17 protein-coding genes are annotated in these 15211 nt (G+C 69.1%); 8 read left to right on the forward strand and 9 right to left on the reverse strand.

Features of this window, described 5'->3' with window-relative positions; translation table 11 throughout:
• Positions 1-80: 80 nt before the first annotated feature.
• The 3 genes from KDM41_07465 to KDM41_07475 are packed head-to-tail and all read right to left on the reverse strand — an operon-like array spanning position 81 to position 3237.
• Positions 81-1196, reverse strand: a complete 1116-nt coding sequence (locus tag KDM41_07465; protein MCB1183255.1) for a glycosyltransferase — start codon at positions 1194-1196, stop codon at positions 81-83.
• A complete protein-coding gene (locus KDM41_07470; GenBank protein MCB1183256.1) occupies positions 1121-2251 on the reverse strand; it encodes a glycosyltransferase in 1131 nt (376 codons plus the stop codon). Before KDM41_07470 ends, KDM41_07465 begins: the two co-directional genes overlap by 76 nt.
• Positions 2248-3237 (reverse strand): GNAT family N-acetyltransferase, encoded by a 990-nt coding sequence (locus KDM41_07475; GenBank protein ID MCB1183257.1) that lies wholly within the window; start codon positions 3235-3237, stop codon positions 2248-2250. Before KDM41_07475 ends, KDM41_07470 begins: the two co-directional genes overlap by 4 nt.
• A 147-nt stretch (positions 3238-3384) precedes the next feature.
• Between KDM41_07475 and KDM41_07480 the strand changes: the two genes are divergently transcribed.
• The 8 genes from KDM41_07480 (at position 3385) to KDM41_07515 (ending at position 10231) form a co-directional block, all read left to right on the forward strand.
• Entirely contained in the window at positions 3385-4230 is an 846-nt protein-coding gene (locus tag KDM41_07480) for a flagellin FliC (protein ID MCB1183258.1), read from the forward strand.
• Positions 4231-4525: 295 nt separating this feature from the next.
• Positions 4526-5347, forward strand: coding sequence for a flagellin FliC (locus tag KDM41_07485; GenBank protein MCB1183259.1), 822 nt, complete (start codon positions 4526-4528; stop codon positions 5345-5347).
• 132 nt (positions 5348-5479) lie between these two features.
• On the forward strand, positions 5480-6298 hold the full coding sequence (locus tag KDM41_07490) for a flagellin FliC (protein MCB1183260.1): 819 nt from the start codon (positions 5480-5482) through the stop codon (positions 6296-6298).
• A 307-nt stretch (positions 6299-6605) separates the two neighbouring features.
• On the forward strand, positions 6606-7424 hold the full coding sequence (locus tag KDM41_07495) for a flagellin FliC (protein MCB1183261.1): 819 nt from the start codon (positions 6606-6608) through the stop codon (positions 7422-7424).
• A gap of 109 nt (positions 7425-7533) precedes the next feature.
• Entirely contained in the window at positions 7534-7905 is a 372-nt protein-coding gene (locus KDM41_07500; protein ID MCB1183262.1) for a flagellar protein FlaG, read from the forward strand.
• 60 nt (positions 7906-7965) lie between these two features.
• Positions 7966-9294, forward strand: a complete 1329-nt coding sequence (gene fliD, locus KDM41_07505) for a flagellar filament capping protein FliD (GenBank protein MCB1183263.1) — start codon at positions 7966-7968, stop codon at positions 9292-9294.
• A gap of 38 nt (positions 9295-9332) precedes the next feature.
• The gene (fliS, locus tag KDM41_07510; GenBank protein ID MCB1183264.1) at positions 9333-9890 is read left to right on the forward strand and encodes a flagellar export chaperone FliS; all 558 of its coding nucleotides are present in this window, start codon (positions 9333-9335) and stop codon (positions 9888-9890) included.
• Between the two features lie 2 nt (positions 9891-9892).
• Positions 9893-10231, forward strand: coding sequence for a hypothetical protein (locus KDM41_07515; protein ID MCB1183265.1), 339 nt, complete (start codon positions 9893-9895; stop codon positions 10229-10231).
• A 73-nt stretch (positions 10232-10304) separates the two neighbouring features.
• Here the strand turns inward: KDM41_07515 and csrA are convergent, their stop codons facing one another.
• From csrA to KDM41_07545, 6 genes are all read right to left on the reverse strand, one after another.
• On the reverse strand, positions 10305-10556 hold the full coding sequence (csrA, locus tag KDM41_07520; protein ID MCB1183266.1) for a carbon storage regulator CsrA: 252 nt from the start codon (positions 10554-10556) through the stop codon (positions 10305-10307).
• A 74-nt stretch (positions 10557-10630) separates the two neighbouring features.
• Complete coding sequence (gene fliW / locus KDM41_07525) at positions 10631-11170, reverse strand: flagellar assembly protein FliW (GenBank protein MCB1183267.1); 540 nt, start codon at positions 11168-11170, stop codon at positions 10631-10633.
• Between the two features lie 53 nt (positions 11171-11223).
• The gene (locus KDM41_07530) at positions 11224-12765 is read right to left on the reverse strand and encodes a hypothetical protein (GenBank protein ID MCB1183268.1); all 1542 of its coding nucleotides are present in this window, start codon (positions 12763-12765) and stop codon (positions 11224-11226) included.
• 10 nt (positions 12766-12775) lie between these two features.
• Positions 12776-14149 (reverse strand): flagellar hook-associated protein FlgK, encoded by a 1374-nt coding sequence (gene flgK, locus KDM41_07535; GenBank protein MCB1183269.1) that lies wholly within the window; start codon positions 14147-14149, stop codon positions 12776-12778.
• Positions 14150-14159: 10 nt separating this feature from the next.
• Positions 14160-14693 (reverse strand): flagellar export chaperone FlgN, encoded by a 534-nt coding sequence (flgN, locus tag KDM41_07540; GenBank protein ID MCB1183270.1) that lies wholly within the window; start codon positions 14691-14693, stop codon positions 14160-14162.
• A gap of 35 nt (positions 14694-14728) precedes the next feature.
• On the reverse strand, positions 14729-15211 hold a 483-nt coding region (locus KDM41_07545), incomplete at its 5' end, for a lytic transglycosylase domain-containing protein (protein MCB1183271.1).

The raw sequence follows: 15211 nt of genomic DNA on the forward strand, positions 1-15211 counted from the left end.
GCGGTCGGACGGGGTCCGCCGGGCCATTGTAGCAGGTTCGCCCGGCGGAGGGGCGGTCGATTCCTGACCAGGGACCGGAGCTACCCCGCCGCGGCCGCACCGGCCAGGGCGGCCAGCTCGGGATCGGCCGGAAAGAGACGCCGCGCTTCGGCCAGATAGCCAGCGGCCTCGGCGGGGCGACCGGCCTGCCGATGCAGGCGCACGGCCGCCACCCAGCCGGTCCGCAGGGCGGGCCAGGTGCGCACCGCCGCATCGACCTGGGCGAGCCCCGCATCCACCTCGCCCCCCTGGACCAGGATGGCCGCCAGGAGCAGGCGCGCGGGCTGGCCTTCCAGATGGGCCGGGAACTCGCGGACCGTCCGCTCGAGCAGCCGCCGCGCGAGGTCGGGGTGGCCCTCGGCCACCAGCTGGACCGCCAGCTCGTGGCGGGCCTTCGGATCGCGCGGCCGCCGGGCCACCTTCAGGCGCAGCAGGCGGGTGTAGCGGGCGTTCTTCACCTGCAGCCTCTCCCCCTGCACCAGATGCCCCTCGTGGTGGATGGCCACGTCGCAGGGACGCAGAGCCAGTCCGGCCCGGGCCACGGCCGCATCCGGCACCTCGTGCACCAGTCCCTCGTAGCGGATGCCCAGACCGAGAGGAAACAGGCGGCAGGTGAGATTCGGGCGGTAGGCGGTGGCGCCGTCCGGGGCCCATGGCGTGCCGGGCGCGACGGGAACGGCGTGGGCGCCGTCGGCATCCCGACAGTAGTTGCGCTGCTCGAAGACCCAACCTGCGGGCGCGGTCAGGCAGGCCCGCACGGCGTCGAATTCGTCCGGGGCGATCCACTCGTCGCAGTCCAGGACGAGGGCCCAGTCGCCGCGGGCCCGGCCGAGGGCCGCATTGCGCGCGGCGGCGAAGTCGTCACCCCATGCGATGGCGGTGACCCGCGCTCCGGCGGCGGCCGCCACGATCGGCGACTCGTCGCGTGAGCCGGTGTCCACGACGACGGCCTCGTCCCAGAGGGGCCGGTGGTGCGACAGCAGCCGCTGCAGTTGCGGCGCCTCGTCCCGGGCGATGACGACCAGGCTGAGGCGGGGTGGTCTGGGGCCTTTGGCGATGCGCTCGATGAGGCGACTCCCGGTCAGGGCCCGGCGGACTCGCCGCCGGCCCGGATGATGGTGCGCAGGCGGTCGGCGACCGCCCGCATCTCGTGCCATTGCGGACAGAGAGCGACCAGCCGCTCGGCGGCGCCGAGCGCGTCGCCGAGGTGCCGGCGATGGCTGTGCACGCGCACAGCTTCCTGCAGCAGGCGCGGGTCGTCGCCGCCGCCGTGGGCCGCCGCGTCCCGCAGGAGGCTTTCCGCCCGCTCCCAGTCCTCGTCGTCGGCGGCGCCGCGCACGGCCGCGAGGTGGGCGGGCAGGAAAGCCGGATCCCGCCGCAGGGCTTCCCGCAGCAAATCCCTTGCCGCTTCCGCCGCGCCGGACTCGCGCCGCAGCCGGGCCAGCAGCACCAGGCCGCGCACGACCGGCCGGCGGCCCCCCGACTCGGCAGCCAGGGATTCGAGCACCGGCAGCGCCCGCGGCGCCTCGCCGTCCTCGATCAGCACCGTCGCCCACTCGAGACGGGCGGCCGCATCGTCCGGATCATCGGCCAGCTTCAGGGCGACCAGGCGGCGATAGCGTTCGCGCCGGGCGGCGTTGGCCTCCGCCCCACCCGCGAAGCCGTAGTGATGGACCGGCACGTCCAGCGGCCGCAGGGCCAGGCCGGCGCGCTCGACGGCCGGCAACACCGACTCGTGCACCCGCCCGCTGAAGCGCAGGTCCGCGCGAAGCGGAAACAGCCCCACCCGGCGGGCGACGAAGTAACCCGCCTGGCCGGCCTCTTCCGCGGGGTACCGTCCGGAAACCGGGCGCCATTCCAGATGCTCGCGGCCGCAGTAGTTCCACGTCTCCTGCAGCCAGGCCGCCGCGCCCGTCTCCGTCGCGGCCCGCACGGCGGCGAAGTCCCGCGCGGCGATCCGTTCGTCCGCATCGAGGAACAGCACCCAGTCGGTCCCCAGGGCGTCGAGCCCCGCATTGCGCGCGGCGGCGAAATCGTCGCGCCAGGGATGTTCCACCACCGCCGCGCCGGCCTGCCGGGCTACGGCGGCGGTGCCGTCGACCGAGCCCGTGTCCACCACGAGCACCGCGTCGGCCAGGCCGCGATGGTGGTCCAGCAGGGGCCCGAGTCGCTCCGCCTCGTCCCGCACGATCAGGGTCAGGCCCAGGCTCATACCGAATCGAACCCCCACACGGCCAGAGTCAGGGCGCCCGCCACGGGTTGGCCCTCGTCGTCGACGCCGCCCAGCACGGCCACCGGATCGCCCATGTCGCGCGGCGCTCCCGCGCCCGCGGCCTGCAGGTACCGCCCCAGGCCGTCCGGCGCCAGGATCGCCCAGCAGCCCGAAGGGACCGTGCCCCACCCCGCCCCGCAGCGACCGAGGGGCTGAAGGATCTGCTCCGCCCCGGGCGGCACGAGCACATGCTGCGCCCAGCCCCGCGCCCGGGCCGCCGCCAGGAGCGGCACCACCAGACCCACCGGCCCCGACCATTCCGTGACGTAGCCGGGGAAGTCGGCGCCCTTGCCGCAGAAGACGGCGGCGACCGCGCCGCCCCCCTCGCCGGCGGCGACCAGGCCGCGGGTGCCCGGCATGGTGTACAGCGTCGCCGCGTCGCCCGGCGCGCGGATCGTCCGCAGGGAGTGGCGGTCGTACAGCGCGGCCACCGCGTCGGCATCGCCGGGCGCGAACGGCCGGGCGACGAAGCCGGCGGGCAGTTCGGTGGGCAGGTCGGCCTCGGCCAGGTCGACGTGCCGTTCCCAGCCGGCGGGAGCGAATCCCCGTCCGGCATAAATTTCCGGTCGGTCGGTCCAGAGCACCGCGAGCGGCACATTTTTCCCCCGCAAGCGCGTCAGCAGGGCGTTCTGCAGGGCCGTGCTCACGCCGCGACCCCGGTATTCCGGATGCGTCACCACCGAGCCGACGCCCGCTACGGGCACCTTCCCGGAAGTCGTTGAGTATTCCCTTATTAGGCAGGCGATGCCGCCGGCCAGACGGCCGTCGGGTGCGGTCGCGGCGAGGGTCCAGGCCGCGTTGGCGGGGCTGAGGATGAGGGGGAAATCGTCCCACGCATGGGTTTTTGCACGGTCTGGCCTGATCTCTGCATCGACGAGGTCGAGAAACTCGGCGTGGCGTTCCGGGGTGATCGTGGCAATGTGCATGGTCGCTCCGCGGGTGGTCGAACGGCTGACCGGACTGTACGGCGCGACCGGGACGATGGGCAAGTTGCAAAATCTTGGGCACGACCGCGCCCCCGCGTCCGGGCAGGATACCGGTTCCCGGGACGGTCAGGTCACGGAGGAAACACGATGGGTCTTCGCGTCAATACCAACGTCGCTTCGCTGAACGCGCAGCGGCACCTGTACAACACGACCACGCGCTTCGGCAAGTCCATGGAGCGTCTGAGTTCCGGTCTGCGGATCAACCGCTCCGGCGACGACGCGGCCGGTCTGGCCATCAGCGAGAGCCTCAAGTCCGACATCCGCGCGCTGCAGCAGGCCAGCCGCAACGCGGCCGACGGCATCTCCCTCGTGCAGACGGCCGAAGGGTCGCTCGACGAGGTCAACAACATCCTGCTGCGTCTGCGGGAACTGGCCGAGCAGTCGGCCACGGAAACCCTCGGCGAGGAGGAGCGCACCTACCTGGACGCCGAGTTCCAGGAGCTGCTCGACGAGATCAACCGCATCAGCGCCACGGCCGAGTTCAACGGCATCAAGCTGCTCGACGGCACGGCCCTGCAGCTGCGGGTGCAGGTCGGCATCGGCACCGATGCCTCGACCAGCGCCGTCACGATCGACCTCACCCAGGCCATGAGCGCGTCGGCCCTGAACCTGACCGCCGGCACCCTGAGCATCGCCGGCACCAACGGCGACGCGGCCCGCGCGGCCATCGGCAACATCACGGCCGCCACGGGCACCGTCAGCTCCATGCGCGCCGATTTCGGTGCGGCCCAGAACCGGTTCGAGACCTCGATCCGCAACATCGGCATGACGGCGGAGAACCTCTCGGCCGCCAACAGCCGCATCCGCGACGTGGATGTGGCCCTCGAGACCTCGACCATGACCAGCCTGCAGATCCTGCAGCAGGCCGGCGTGTCGATCCTCGGCCAGGCCAACGCCACCAGCCAGCTGGCGCTGAACCTGCTGCAGGGCTAGCCCGCCGCGGGGCACCGCCCGACTTTTTGCACAGCCCAGGGCCGCCGGGAGCCGACGCTTCCGGCGGCCCGCCCGGCGCCGCGCCTTCCCCCGCCCGACCACTCCGAAAAATTTTTCCGCGGCGCTAAAGTTTTCTATAAAGCGCCCCGCGAACCCGCCGAACACCCCCATGTCACGCGAAGGCAATCGCCCGTCGAAAGGACTCGACGGCCCCCGATTCAGGTGACAGACAACCTCACCTGCTTCGGCGGGAAAAACCAGACCCAGCACGTTTTCAAGGAGGAAAACCATGGGCATCCGCATCAATACGAACGTTTCTTCCATCAACACCCGTCGCCACCTCGCCAACTCCACCATGCAGTTCACCAAGAGCATGGAGAAGTTGAGCTCCGGTCTGCGCATCAACCGCGCGGGCGACGACGCGGCCGGCCTCGCCATCAGCGAGAGCCTGAAGTCGGACATTCGGGCGCTGGACCAGGCCGCCCGCAACGCCGCCGACGGCATCTCCCTCATCCAGACCGCGGAAGGCTCGCTGGACGAGGTCTCCAACATCCTGCTGCGCATGAAGGAACTGGCCGAACAGTCCCTGAACGGCACCCTGTCGGACACGGACCGCGGCTACCTGAACAGCGAGTACAACGCGCTGCAGTCGGAGATCACGCGCATCAGCGACGGCGTCGACTTTAACGGCGTCAAGCTGCTGGACGGCACCGGCGGCTCGGTCAACATCCAGGTCGGCATCGGCACCACCGCCAGCGACAGCGTCGCGGTGAACCTGGGCACGGACACGGACGCCACCGCCCTCGGCCTGACGACCGGCGTCGACTCGGCGACCAATGCCTCCACGGCCATGGACCAGATCGACACCGCCATCCGCTCGGTCGTCAGCGCCCGCGGCAACTTCGGTGCGGTGCAGAACCGCCTCGAGGCCTCGATCCGCAACATCAACATGACCTCGGAGAACCTCTCGGCCGCCAACAGCCGCATCCGCGACGTGGACGTGGCCAGCGAGACCTCCCGCATGACCAGCTACCAGATCCTGCAGCAGGCCGGTGTGGCGATGTTGGCGCAGGCCAACATGACCACCGGCCTGGCCATGTCCCTGCTCGGCGGCTAGGCGCCGGGCACGGAGCCGGGGACCGCCTGAAGGGGCGGCCCCCGGTCCAACCAGAGGGCCCGTCCGCGGGCCCACCCAACGGCCCGGCCACATGGACGTGGGCGGGAACACTCAAGGAGGAATGATATGGGTATCCGTATCAACACCAACGTCTCGTCGATCAACACGCGCCGACACCTCGCCACTTCGACCGTGATGTTCGGCAAGTCGATGGAGAAGCTCAGCTCCGGTCTCCGGATCAACCGCGCCGGCGACGACGCGGCCGGTCTGGCCATCAGCGAAAGCCTGAAGTCGGACATCCGGGCCCTGGACCAGGCCGCCCGCAACGCCGCCGACGGCATCTCCCTGATCCAGACGGCGGAAGGTTCGCTGGACGAGGTCTCCAACATCCTGCTGCGCATGAAGGAGCTGACCGAGCAGTCCCTGAACGGCACCCTGTCGGACACGGACCGCGGCTACCTGAACAGCGAGTACAGTGCGCTGCAGTCGGAGATCACGCGCATCAGCGACGGCGTCGACTTCAACGGCGTCAAGCTGCTGGACGGCACCGGCGGTACGGTGAACATCCAGGTGGGCATCGGCACCGGCGGCTCGAACCAGGTGGCCGTCAACCTGGCGGGCGACCGGGACGCGACGGCCCTCGGCCTGACCACCGGCATCGATTCGGCCACCAACGCCACCTCGGCCATGGGCCAGATCGACACCGCCATCGCGACGGTCGTCAGCGCCCGTGGCGCCTTCGGTGCGGTGCAGAACCGGCTCGAGGCCTCGATCCGCAACATCAACATGACGAGCGAGAATCTCTCGGCCGCCAACAGCCGCATCCGCGACGTGGACGTGGCCAGCGAGACCTCGCGCATGACCAGCTATCAGATTCTGCAGCAGGCGGGTGTGTCCATGCTGGCCCAGGCCAACATGACCACCGGTCTGGCCATGTCTCTGCTGAGCTAGCACGGGCCGACGCACGGGGGCGCCCCCCAGTCGTCTCCACGCGCCGGCTTCTGAAGCGGCCGCCCCCTGCGGGGGGCGGTCGTTTTTCGTTGTGGTGACGCCACTTGTGTTATCATATGCAGTTTTTCCGTAGTTTTTTACAAATTGTGCTAAAGTTATCCGCACCATATGCCGAAAACTTTCTCACCGAACCGCACTTTTTGCGTTTTGGACTCAAGAAAGGAGCCTCTCAGGCAAATCCCGGACATGAGGTCCGGCTGAGGGCAAGGACGTCCCGCATCGCATTTCAAGGAGGAATGTCATGGGAATCCGCATCAACACCAATATCAGCTCCCTGAACACCCAGCGTCACCTGGCCAAGAACTCCGTTTCCTTCCAGAAGAGCATGGAGAAGCTGAGCTCCGGTCTGCGCATCAACCGTGCGGGCGATGACGCGGCCGGTCTGGCCATCAGCGAGGGCCTGAAGGCCGACATCCGCGCCCTGGACCAGGCGGCCCGGAACGCGGCCGACGGTATCTCCCTCGTGCAGGTCGGTGAAGGCGCCATGGACGAGGTGTCGAACGTGCTGCTGCGCATGAAGGAACTGGCCGAGCAGTCGCTGAACGGGACCCTGTCCGACACGGACCGCGGCTACCTGAACAGCGAATACAGCGCTCTGCAGTCCGAGATCACGCGCATCAGCGACGCCACCGAGTTCAACGGCGTCAAGCTGCTGGACGGCACCGGCGGCACCGTCAACATCCAGGTCGGCATCGGCACCGGCGGCTCGAACCAGGTGGCCATCACCCTGAGCGGCGATCGCGACGCGACCGCCCTGGGCCTGACCACCGGCATCGACTCGGCGACCAACGCCACCACGGCGATGGGCCAGATCGACACCGCGATCGCGACCGTGACCTCGGCGCGTTCCGGCTTCGGTGCGGTGCAGAACCGCCTGGAGAGCTCGATCCGGAACATCAACATGACGGCGGAGAACCTCTCGGCCGCCAACAGCCGGATCCGGGACGTGGACGTGGCTTCGGAGACGTCGAAGATGACCAGCTACCAGATCCTGCAGCAGGCGGGCGTGTCCATGCTGGCCCAGGCCAACATGACCAGCAGCCTGGCGATGGCCCTGATGAGCTAGTCGAGAACGGGGCCCCGCTCCGGCGGGGCCCCACCCCGATCAACGGAAGGAAGTGGGGGTTGAAACCATGGCGACGCTCAGCATTCCGCAGGGAGGCCTCGAGAGCCGAATGACCCACCCCGCCGACGGGACCGCTCCCGTCGCCGCGGAGCAGGGCGTCCGGACCGCGCCTGCTCCCGGGACGGCCCCCCCGGCCCGGGCCCGCCAGCCCGAGCCGGATCCGCCGGCCCCGAAGGAACCGAAATTCCCGAGCCTCGACGAGACGAAGCGGCTGGCCGCCGAGATGCAGGAAGCCCTCAGCAGGGCCAGCAGGGAACCCCTTACCGTGGATTTCCGCGCGGACGAGCGGCACAACGGCTACGTCCTGGAGATCCGGAACAAGGAGGGCGACCTGATCCGGCAGTTCCCGCCGGAAAAAGTCCTAAACCTGCGCAGCAAACTGGACGAACTGTCGGGTGTGGTCGTGGACGAGACGACCTGACCCGACGGAGCCCGGACAGTGTCGACGGAACGACCAACCGACTGAACTGGGGAGCAGGACATGCCTACCGTCAACTTTTCCGGCCTGGCGACCGGCCTGGACACGGGCAGCATCATCAGCCAGCTGGTGGAGCTCAAGCGTGCGCCGATCTACAGGTTGCAGAGCCGCCGCACGGGCTACGAGAACCAGAAGAAGGCGCTCGACACCCTGAAGTCGAAGCTCGTCGCCCTCCAGGACGCGGCCAAGGCCCTCGACACCGCCAACGAGTTCTCCTCCCTGAAGACCACCGTCGCCAACGAGGACGCCCTGACCGTCACCGCCGGCAGCGGCGCCGCCGCCGGGACCTACGAGATCGAGGTCCTGCAGCTCGCCCGCGCCCAGAAGACCACCTCCCAGGGCTACGATTCGAAACTCAACGGCGTCGGCGGCGGCGTGCTCTCGTTCACCGTGAACGGGGAGACCACCGACCTGGACCTGGGCGCCGGCGTCTCGCTCGAGCAACTCGCCGAGCGCATCAACAACGACGTGGCCGGCGTCGGGGCCTCCATCGTCTTCGACGGGTCCGCCACCGGCGGCTACCACCTGGTCCTGAGCGCGGCCGAGGCCGGCACCGCCGGCGCCTTCTCGGTCGACGCGAGCGGCATGAGCGGCGGCATCACCCCCATCCTGACCACCGACGTGGACCACACCGCCCGCGACGCCAGCCTGCGCGTCGACGGCATCGACGTCGTCGCCTCGAGCAACAACCCCAGCGACGTGATCAGCGGCCTGACCCTGAACCTGCTCGCCGAGGGCGAGGGCATGACGACCGTCACGGTCGGAACCGACACCGACGGCATCGCCGAGAAGGTGCAGACCCTGGTCGACAAGTACAACGACCTGTTCAGCTACGTCACCGAGCAGTCGGGCGCCGAAGGCACCCTGCGCGACAACCCCTCCCTGCGCTCGGTGGCGAGCCGGGTGGAGAGCATCTTCACGACGGCCCTGTCCGGCGGACTCGGCGACGTGAGCCTCTTCTCGCAGGTGGGCATCACGCGGGGCGACGCGCGCCAGATCAAGTTCGACAAGGAGGACTTCGCCTCGGCGCTGGAGAACGACTTCGGCAGCGTGCGCGACTTCTTCATCGAGCGCGACGGCAATCTCGGCAAGACGTACCTCATCGACCAGGCCGTCGAGGACATGACCGACTCCATCGACGGGCTCTTCCGCATCTCCAACGACGCGCTGAACAAGAAGATCGACTATGCGGACCAGAGCATCGAGCGCTACGAGCGCAGCATCGAATCGTATCAGCTGACGCTGGAACGCCGCTTCACGGCCATGGAGCAGATGGTCAGCCAGTTGCAGGCCCAGGGCAACTACCTGACCAGCGTCATGTATTCGCAGTAGACCGCGACGAGGATCCAAGGGAAGGCAGGACCAGGACAATGTACACCGCACAGGGCGTGCAGGCCTATCGGCAGACGGACATCAGTTCCATGACCAGGGAGAAGCTGATCGTCCTGCTCTACGAGAAGATCGTCAGCGACCTCCACGAGGTGCAGGCGGCCATCGGGCAGAACGACCGCATCGCCATGACCCAGCGGGCCAACCACTCGCAGCGCATCATCAGCGAACTGCGCAACGCGCTGGACCACAGCATCGGCGGGGACATCTCCCGCAACCTCGAGGCCCTCTACGACTACCTCTTCCACCAGCACCTCGAACTGCTGGTCGACCAGGACCCCAGCCACGTGCGCAACTGCCTGCGGGTGCTCGAGCCCCTGCTCGACGCCTGGCGGCAGGTGCCGGTGGGGACCGGCGAGAAGGCCGCCCGCGAGCACGCCCGCGGCGAGCTCGTGCCGCCGCCTGGCCCGAATCGTGCTTCCGATCCGGCGACCACCCCGTCCTTCGACGGGACCGGCGCGCCGCATCCTCTCCCGGCCGAGGAGACGGAGGCGGCTGCCGCCGGCAAGCCGTCCGAACTCGTCACCTACTCGGCCTGACCATGGACCTGCACTCCGCCATCGCCACCGCGCTGGATCTGACCGGCGCCCTCGCCGACGCCCTCGCCGAGAGCCGTCTCGACGACTGCGCCGACCTGCTGCCCCGGCGCGGCGACGCCATGGCCGCCTTCGCGGCGGCCCACGAGGCCGCCGGTCCCGCCGAGCGGGAGGCCTGCCGGACCGTGCTGGAGGCCCTCGCGGCGGCCGACGGCCACCTGCAGCAGAGCGCCCGCTCCGCCCGCGACGCCGCCGGGGTCGCCGTGCGCAGCCGTCTGGGCGCCGCGCCGCGGCCCGGCCTGGACAGCGACGGCCCCCCGGCCTGCCTCGACCGCAAGGTCTGACCTCCGCCCCAGCCGATACGAGAAAAGCTCCCGTCAGGGAGCCTTTCCTATTTCAACAAGTTGCGCAGGCGAGTTAATCTTTTGGATTATCGTTCCCATTTTTTCGGGCCTTGCGCCGGATCGCGTCCATATCGACCGCATCGGAGGCCGCGGCGCCCAGGGTCGTGCTCTTGATCTCCTCGTAGATCTCGTGGCGATGCACGGGGATCGACCGGGGTGCATCGATGCCGATCTGCACCTGATCGCCCCGGATGTCGACGATCATGATGGAGATCTCGTCTCCGATCATGATCTTCTCGTTCCGCTTGCGACTGAGTATGAGCACGGGACCTCCCTGTCCTGTCTCCGGAGCGCGACTGGGTTCTGCCGGCCGCAGGCGGCCGGCGGCTCCGGGCTGGGCTACACGCCGACCGTCTCCGGTTTCTCTTGCCCGGTCGCGGCCGCCGTGTCGGCGGAAACCTGTTCCGTATCGGCATTTTCCGCGCTTTCGCCACCCACGGCAAGCCCAAATTTGAAGTAATTGATCTCCTGGCGCAGGCTGTAATCCTCGGTATCGAGGGTCAACTGGGCCCCCCGACGGGTGTTCGAATCGACGATGAGGGGCGCCATCAGGTTGCCCGTCACCTTGTCCCCGCCCGGATGGATCGTCGTGATGATCAGGGTCGCCAGGTCGTCCAGGCTCGCATTGCCCAGGCGCCGCCGCGTGGGCTCGCCCACCGGGAATTCGTACTCGTCGTGGAAGAGGTAGGCCTGGGTCACGGGGAAGCCGAAATCCCCCCGGTCCAGGGACTGGAACCACTTCATGGGCAGTTCGTCGCCCATTTCGAGCATCAGCCAGTTCCGCAGATCGGGCATGCCGACCAGCCCCTCGGGCAGGTGGATGACATCGTCCTGGCGGTAGTCCAGGTCCCCGAATCGAACGGTCGTGAATTTCGGCATCGCAGGCTCCTCGGTTCCGGTCGCGACGGCTCCTACCCCGTCCGGCCGCATGGTTAACGCAGGAATTGCATCAGGTTCGTCTGGTACAGCTTGCTGGTCACCAGCAGGCTCGCCTGGTAGCTCGTCTCGGCGCGGCTGAGGTCGGCGGCGACCTGGGCCACGTCCGCATCCTGTTCGAGGGAGAGGTTGCTGCGCAGGCGTTCGTCGCGCTGGCGCAGCAGGGTCTCCGACCAGTCCAGATCCGTCTGGCGGCCACCCGTCGTCATCAGGAGCTGGTAGACGGTGTCCTCGATGGCCGTCAGCTCGTTGATCGCCCCGAAGATGGCGTCCTTGTCGCCGGCGACCAGGGCCGCCCGCAGATCCTCCATCATGCCGAACAGGCGCACCGGCGAGCCGTTGCCGGCGATGCCCAGCGCCGTGGCGGTGTTGGTCGCGTCGCCGTTGGAGATCACGAAGAGCTCCGGGCTGCTGCCCACCACGACGAGCTGGCTGTCCTTGACCTGGATCTCCATGCCCGGCACGGCGCCGTTGAAGATGGTGCGGATGTCGCCGAGGGTCGCGGCGGTGCTCAGGTCGACGTTGTAGGTCGTTCCCTGCCAGGCCACGTCCACCACGCCCAGGGGCAGGCTGCCCGCCAGGGCCTCGATGTCGGCGAGCAGGGTGGTCTCGTCGGCGGCCGGCCGGATGTCCCGCCCGGTCATCTCGCTGCCCATGGTCGTGGCGTTCAGGCCCAGCGAGGCCGCGGTCGTGCCGTCGCCGACTTCCGAGACGGTCAGCGGACCGGTGCCCGTCAGCTGCAGCGAGGAGCCGTCGGGACTGATCGCGGCGGTGACGGCGCCGCCGGTGACGGTCCCGATCTCGGCCAGGACGTCGCCGATGGTCGTGGCGCTGGTGAGGTCGACCTGCCAGGCGTTCCCGGCGCCGTCGGCGATCACGATGCCGCCGGCGGTCCAGCCCTGGCCCAGGTCGAGGTCCGTCAGCAGCGTGCCGGCCTGCAGGCGGGGCGCGATGTCGGTGCGCCCGCCGAGGGTCGAGCTCTGGGTGCCCATGAAGACCTGGCCGGGGACGTTGACGGCCATGGTCGTGTTGGGCCCGGTGCGGCTCTCGATCAGCTCGTTGTCGCCCTGGTAGACGACCGAGCCGCCGCTGCGCACGAAAGGCGGCGTGCCGGTGGACCGGCCCGAGAAGATGTAGTTGCCCTCGACCGTCGTGTTCAGCACGTCCATGAGGCGATCGACGAGGGTTTCGACCTGGATCACCGTCGCCCCCATGCTGGTGGGCGTGGCGAGGGCCGACGACTCCCGCATGGAGAGCTCCCGCACCTCGGCGAGGACCTCGGAGATGTTCTGCAGCGCCACGTCGGTGGCGTCGACGATGATCCGGCTGCGGGAGACGTTCTTGACGTACTCCTCGTTGTTGGCGATGAGCGCGTTGTAGCGCTGGATGGTGCTGACGGCACGCGGGTCGTCGGCGAAGCTGTTCACCCGCCGCATGGACCCGGCCATGCGCTGCTGGCGCAGCATCTCGCCGAGGCTGCGGTTGAGGTCCCCGATCAGGATCGAGGAGAGATAGCTGTCGGTGACGCGGATGGCCATGCCTGCTCCTCTACACCATGCTCATGAGGGCGTCGTACATCTCCTGCACCGTGGAGATGACCTTCGCCGCCGCGTTGTAGGCGTTCTGGTACTTCACCATGTTGGCGCCCTCCTCGTCGAGGCTGACGCCGGCCACCGAGGCCAGCTTCGTCTCGAGGGAGGCCACCACGTTGGTCTGGTTCTCCACCAGGAACTCGTAGCTGGCCCGGTTGCTGGCCACGTCGATCAGCACCGACCGGTAGCGGTCGCTGACGGTCTGTTCGCCGCTGCCGTCGGCGCTCACGTTGGCCAGGTTCGCGATCTCCAGGGCGATCGTGTTGTCGCCGATCTCGTCGGTGCGCCCGGTGGCCACCAGGGTGCTGTCCAGGGCGATGGCCGTGTTCACCTCGATGGTGTGCATGCTGTCGCCGGTGAAGAACACCAGGCCGCTGCTCGAGAGGGTGCGGCCCTGGGTATGGAGGCTGTTGACCTCCTGGATCATCTTGGCCGCGACCGCGTCGAGCTTCTCGCGCACGCCGCGCACCTGCACGTCCCGGCTCTCGAGCAGCCCCTGCAGGCGGCCCGGACTCAGGTTCACGTCGCGCAGGGTGCCCTCGGTGACGATCACCATCTCGTAGTTGCCGTTCTCGCCCTGGCGGTAGGTGCTCGTGAACTCGCTCACCCGGTCGCGGGTGACCATGGTCCGCCCGGCCAAGATGACGTCCTTGGAGCCGTCCTCCCGCTCGAGGATCGACACCTCGGCGATCTTCGAGATCTCGGTGATGAGCAGGTCGCGCTGGTCGCGCAGGTCGTTGGCCGGCTCGCCGTTGGTCTCGGCGCCCATGATCTGCTCGTTCATGTTGGCCACTTCGCGCAGCATCCGGTTCAGGTTCTCGATCTCGGCCTGGATGCTCACCTCGATCTGGCCCTCGAGGTCTTCGAGGGAGTCGTTGATGGCGTGGAAGTCGTTCACGAGGCTGATGCCCGTGGCCACCACGTTCTGCTTCAGGTTCGGGTTGATGGGCGGCTGGGACAGGCTGTTCCAGGCGTTGAAGAAGTTCGTCAGCGCGTTGCCCAGGTGGTCGTTGTCCACCGAGCCGAGGATCGCCTCGATCTCGTAGAGCGCCGTGTCGGTCTGCGAGTAGCTCTCCAGCCGGGACTGCTGGATGCGCAGGTTGTTGAGCAGGAAGTCGTCCTGGATGCGCCGGATCCCCTCGATCTCCACGCCGCGGCCGATGGCCCCGTAGGGCAGGATCGACGGCTTGCGCGCCGCGAAGAGCACCTCCTGGCGGCTGTAGCCGGGGGTGTTCGCGTTGGAGATGTTGTGGCCGGTGGTGGCCAGACCCGCCTGGGCGGCGAAGAGCGCCGACAGGCTGTTGTCCATGATGCCGTTCAGTCCCGCCATGGTCGTCCTCTCAGGCCTGCTTGACCAGGATGCCGCCGGCGCCGCGCGCGGTGGTCCGGGCGTCGTCGCCGTAGCGCCCGCTCGGATCCTCCAGCACCACGCGCCGGAAGATCTCCGTCTCCTCGCGCGCGAGGTCGAGGTTGAATGCGGCCAGCGTGCGGTTCAGTTCGTTCTGTCGGGCCAGACGCTGCGCCGTGGCCCGCAGGCGGCCGACGGCCGCCCCCACTTCGCGCCGGGTCGCCGGCGCCACGTAGTCCAGCAGGTCGCTGACCCGTCCCGGGGGCACCGTGATGCCCACGCGATGGCCCAGCTCCGCCACGAGCCTTTCGCGGGCGATGCGGCAGGTGTCGGCCTCCGGGAGCCGTCGGGCCCACTCGTCGGCGTTCACCTCGAGCCGGTCCACATCTTGCCGCTTCATGTAAGAATTCTGGCGCCACGCCAGCCGCAGCAGGCGGCGGTAGTGGCTCTCCTCGGTGTCGAGCAGGGCCGCCAGGCGGCGGCAATCCCCGTCCAAAACGGTGCTGGTGTCCTGGTTCGCGTGCATCGGTCCTCTCCGGTCCGTGGTTCGGGACAGCGTCGTCAACGCCCGTCCATCGCGATTTCCGTGCCAGTGTCCACCTGGCCGCCCAGGCCCCGGAAACGTTCCAGGACGCGGGCCACGTAGCGCTCGGTCTCCGGGAAGCCGGGCACCGCGCGTCCGGCCCGATCGACGTTGCCCGGACCGGCGTTGTAGGCCGCCAGGGCCAGGTCCAGCCGCCCCTCGTAGCGCCGGAGCATGCGGGCCAGGTAGTCGGCGCCCCCGGAAAGGTTCTGGGCCGGGCTGGACCGATCGGCGACGCCCACCTCGGTGGCGGTGTCCGGCATGAGCTGCATCAGGCCCAGGGCGCCCTTGGCGCTGCGCGCGGCCGGATCGCCGCCCGACTCCTCCATGACCACGGCCAGGATCAGGGACGGCTCCAGACCACTGTCGGCTGCGGCCCGCTCGATCTCCGGCGAGAATCGGGCCAGGGTGTCGGCCACGGCTGCGCCCTGGGCCTCGGCCAGACCGCGCAGGCGGGCCTG

This window comes from bacterium (assembly GCA_020440705.1).
GTDB lineage: Bacteria > Krumholzibacteriota > Krumholzibacteriia > LZORAL124-64-63 > LZORAL124-64-63 > JAGRNP01.

What these genes read in the sequence shown, in the direction of transcription:
- KDM41_07465 (MCB1183255.1), bottom strand. Translation starts at nt 1,196, where the DNA reads ATGGCACGAGATGCGGGCGGTCGCCGACCGCCTGCGCACCATCATCCG.
- KDM41_07470 (MCB1183256.1), bottom strand. Translation starts at nt 2,251, where the DNA reads ATGAGCCTGGGCCTGACCCTGATCGTGCGGGACGAGGCGGAGCGACTC.
- KDM41_07475 (MCB1183257.1), bottom strand. Translation starts at nt 3,237, where the DNA reads ATGCACATTGCCACGATCACCCCGGAACGCCACGCCGAGTTTCTCGAC.
- KDM41_07480 (MCB1183258.1), top strand. Translation starts at nt 3,385, where the DNA reads ATGGGTCTTCGCGTCAATACCAACGTCGCTTCGCTGAACGCGCAGCGG.
- KDM41_07500 (MCB1183262.1), top strand. Translation starts at nt 7,534, where the DNA reads ATGACCCACCCCGCCGACGGGACCGCTCCCGTCGCCGCGGAGCAGGGC.
- fliD (MCB1183263.1), top strand. Translation starts at nt 7,966, where the DNA reads ATGCCTACCGTCAACTTTTCCGGCCTGGCGACCGGCCTGGACACGGGC.
- fliS (MCB1183264.1), top strand. Translation starts at nt 9,333, where the DNA reads ATGTACACCGCACAGGGCGTGCAGGCCTATCGGCAGACGGACATCAGT.
- KDM41_07515 (MCB1183265.1), top strand. Translation starts at nt 9,893, where the DNA reads ATGGACCTGCACTCCGCCATCGCCACCGCGCTGGATCTGACCGGCGCC.
- fliW (MCB1183267.1), bottom strand. Translation starts at nt 11,170, where the DNA reads ATGCCGAAATTCACGACCGTTCGATTCGGGGACCTGGACTACCGCCAG.
- KDM41_07530 (MCB1183268.1), bottom strand. Translation starts at nt 12,765, where the DNA reads ATGGCCATCCGCGTCACCGACAGCTATCTCTCCTCGATCCTGATCGGG.
- flgK (MCB1183269.1), bottom strand. Translation starts at nt 14,149, where the DNA reads ATGGCGGGACTGAACGGCATCATGGACAACAGCCTGTCGGCGCTCTTC.
- flgN (MCB1183270.1), bottom strand. Translation starts at nt 14,693, where the DNA reads ATGCACGCGAACCAGGACACCAGCACCGTTTTGGACGGGGATTGCCGC.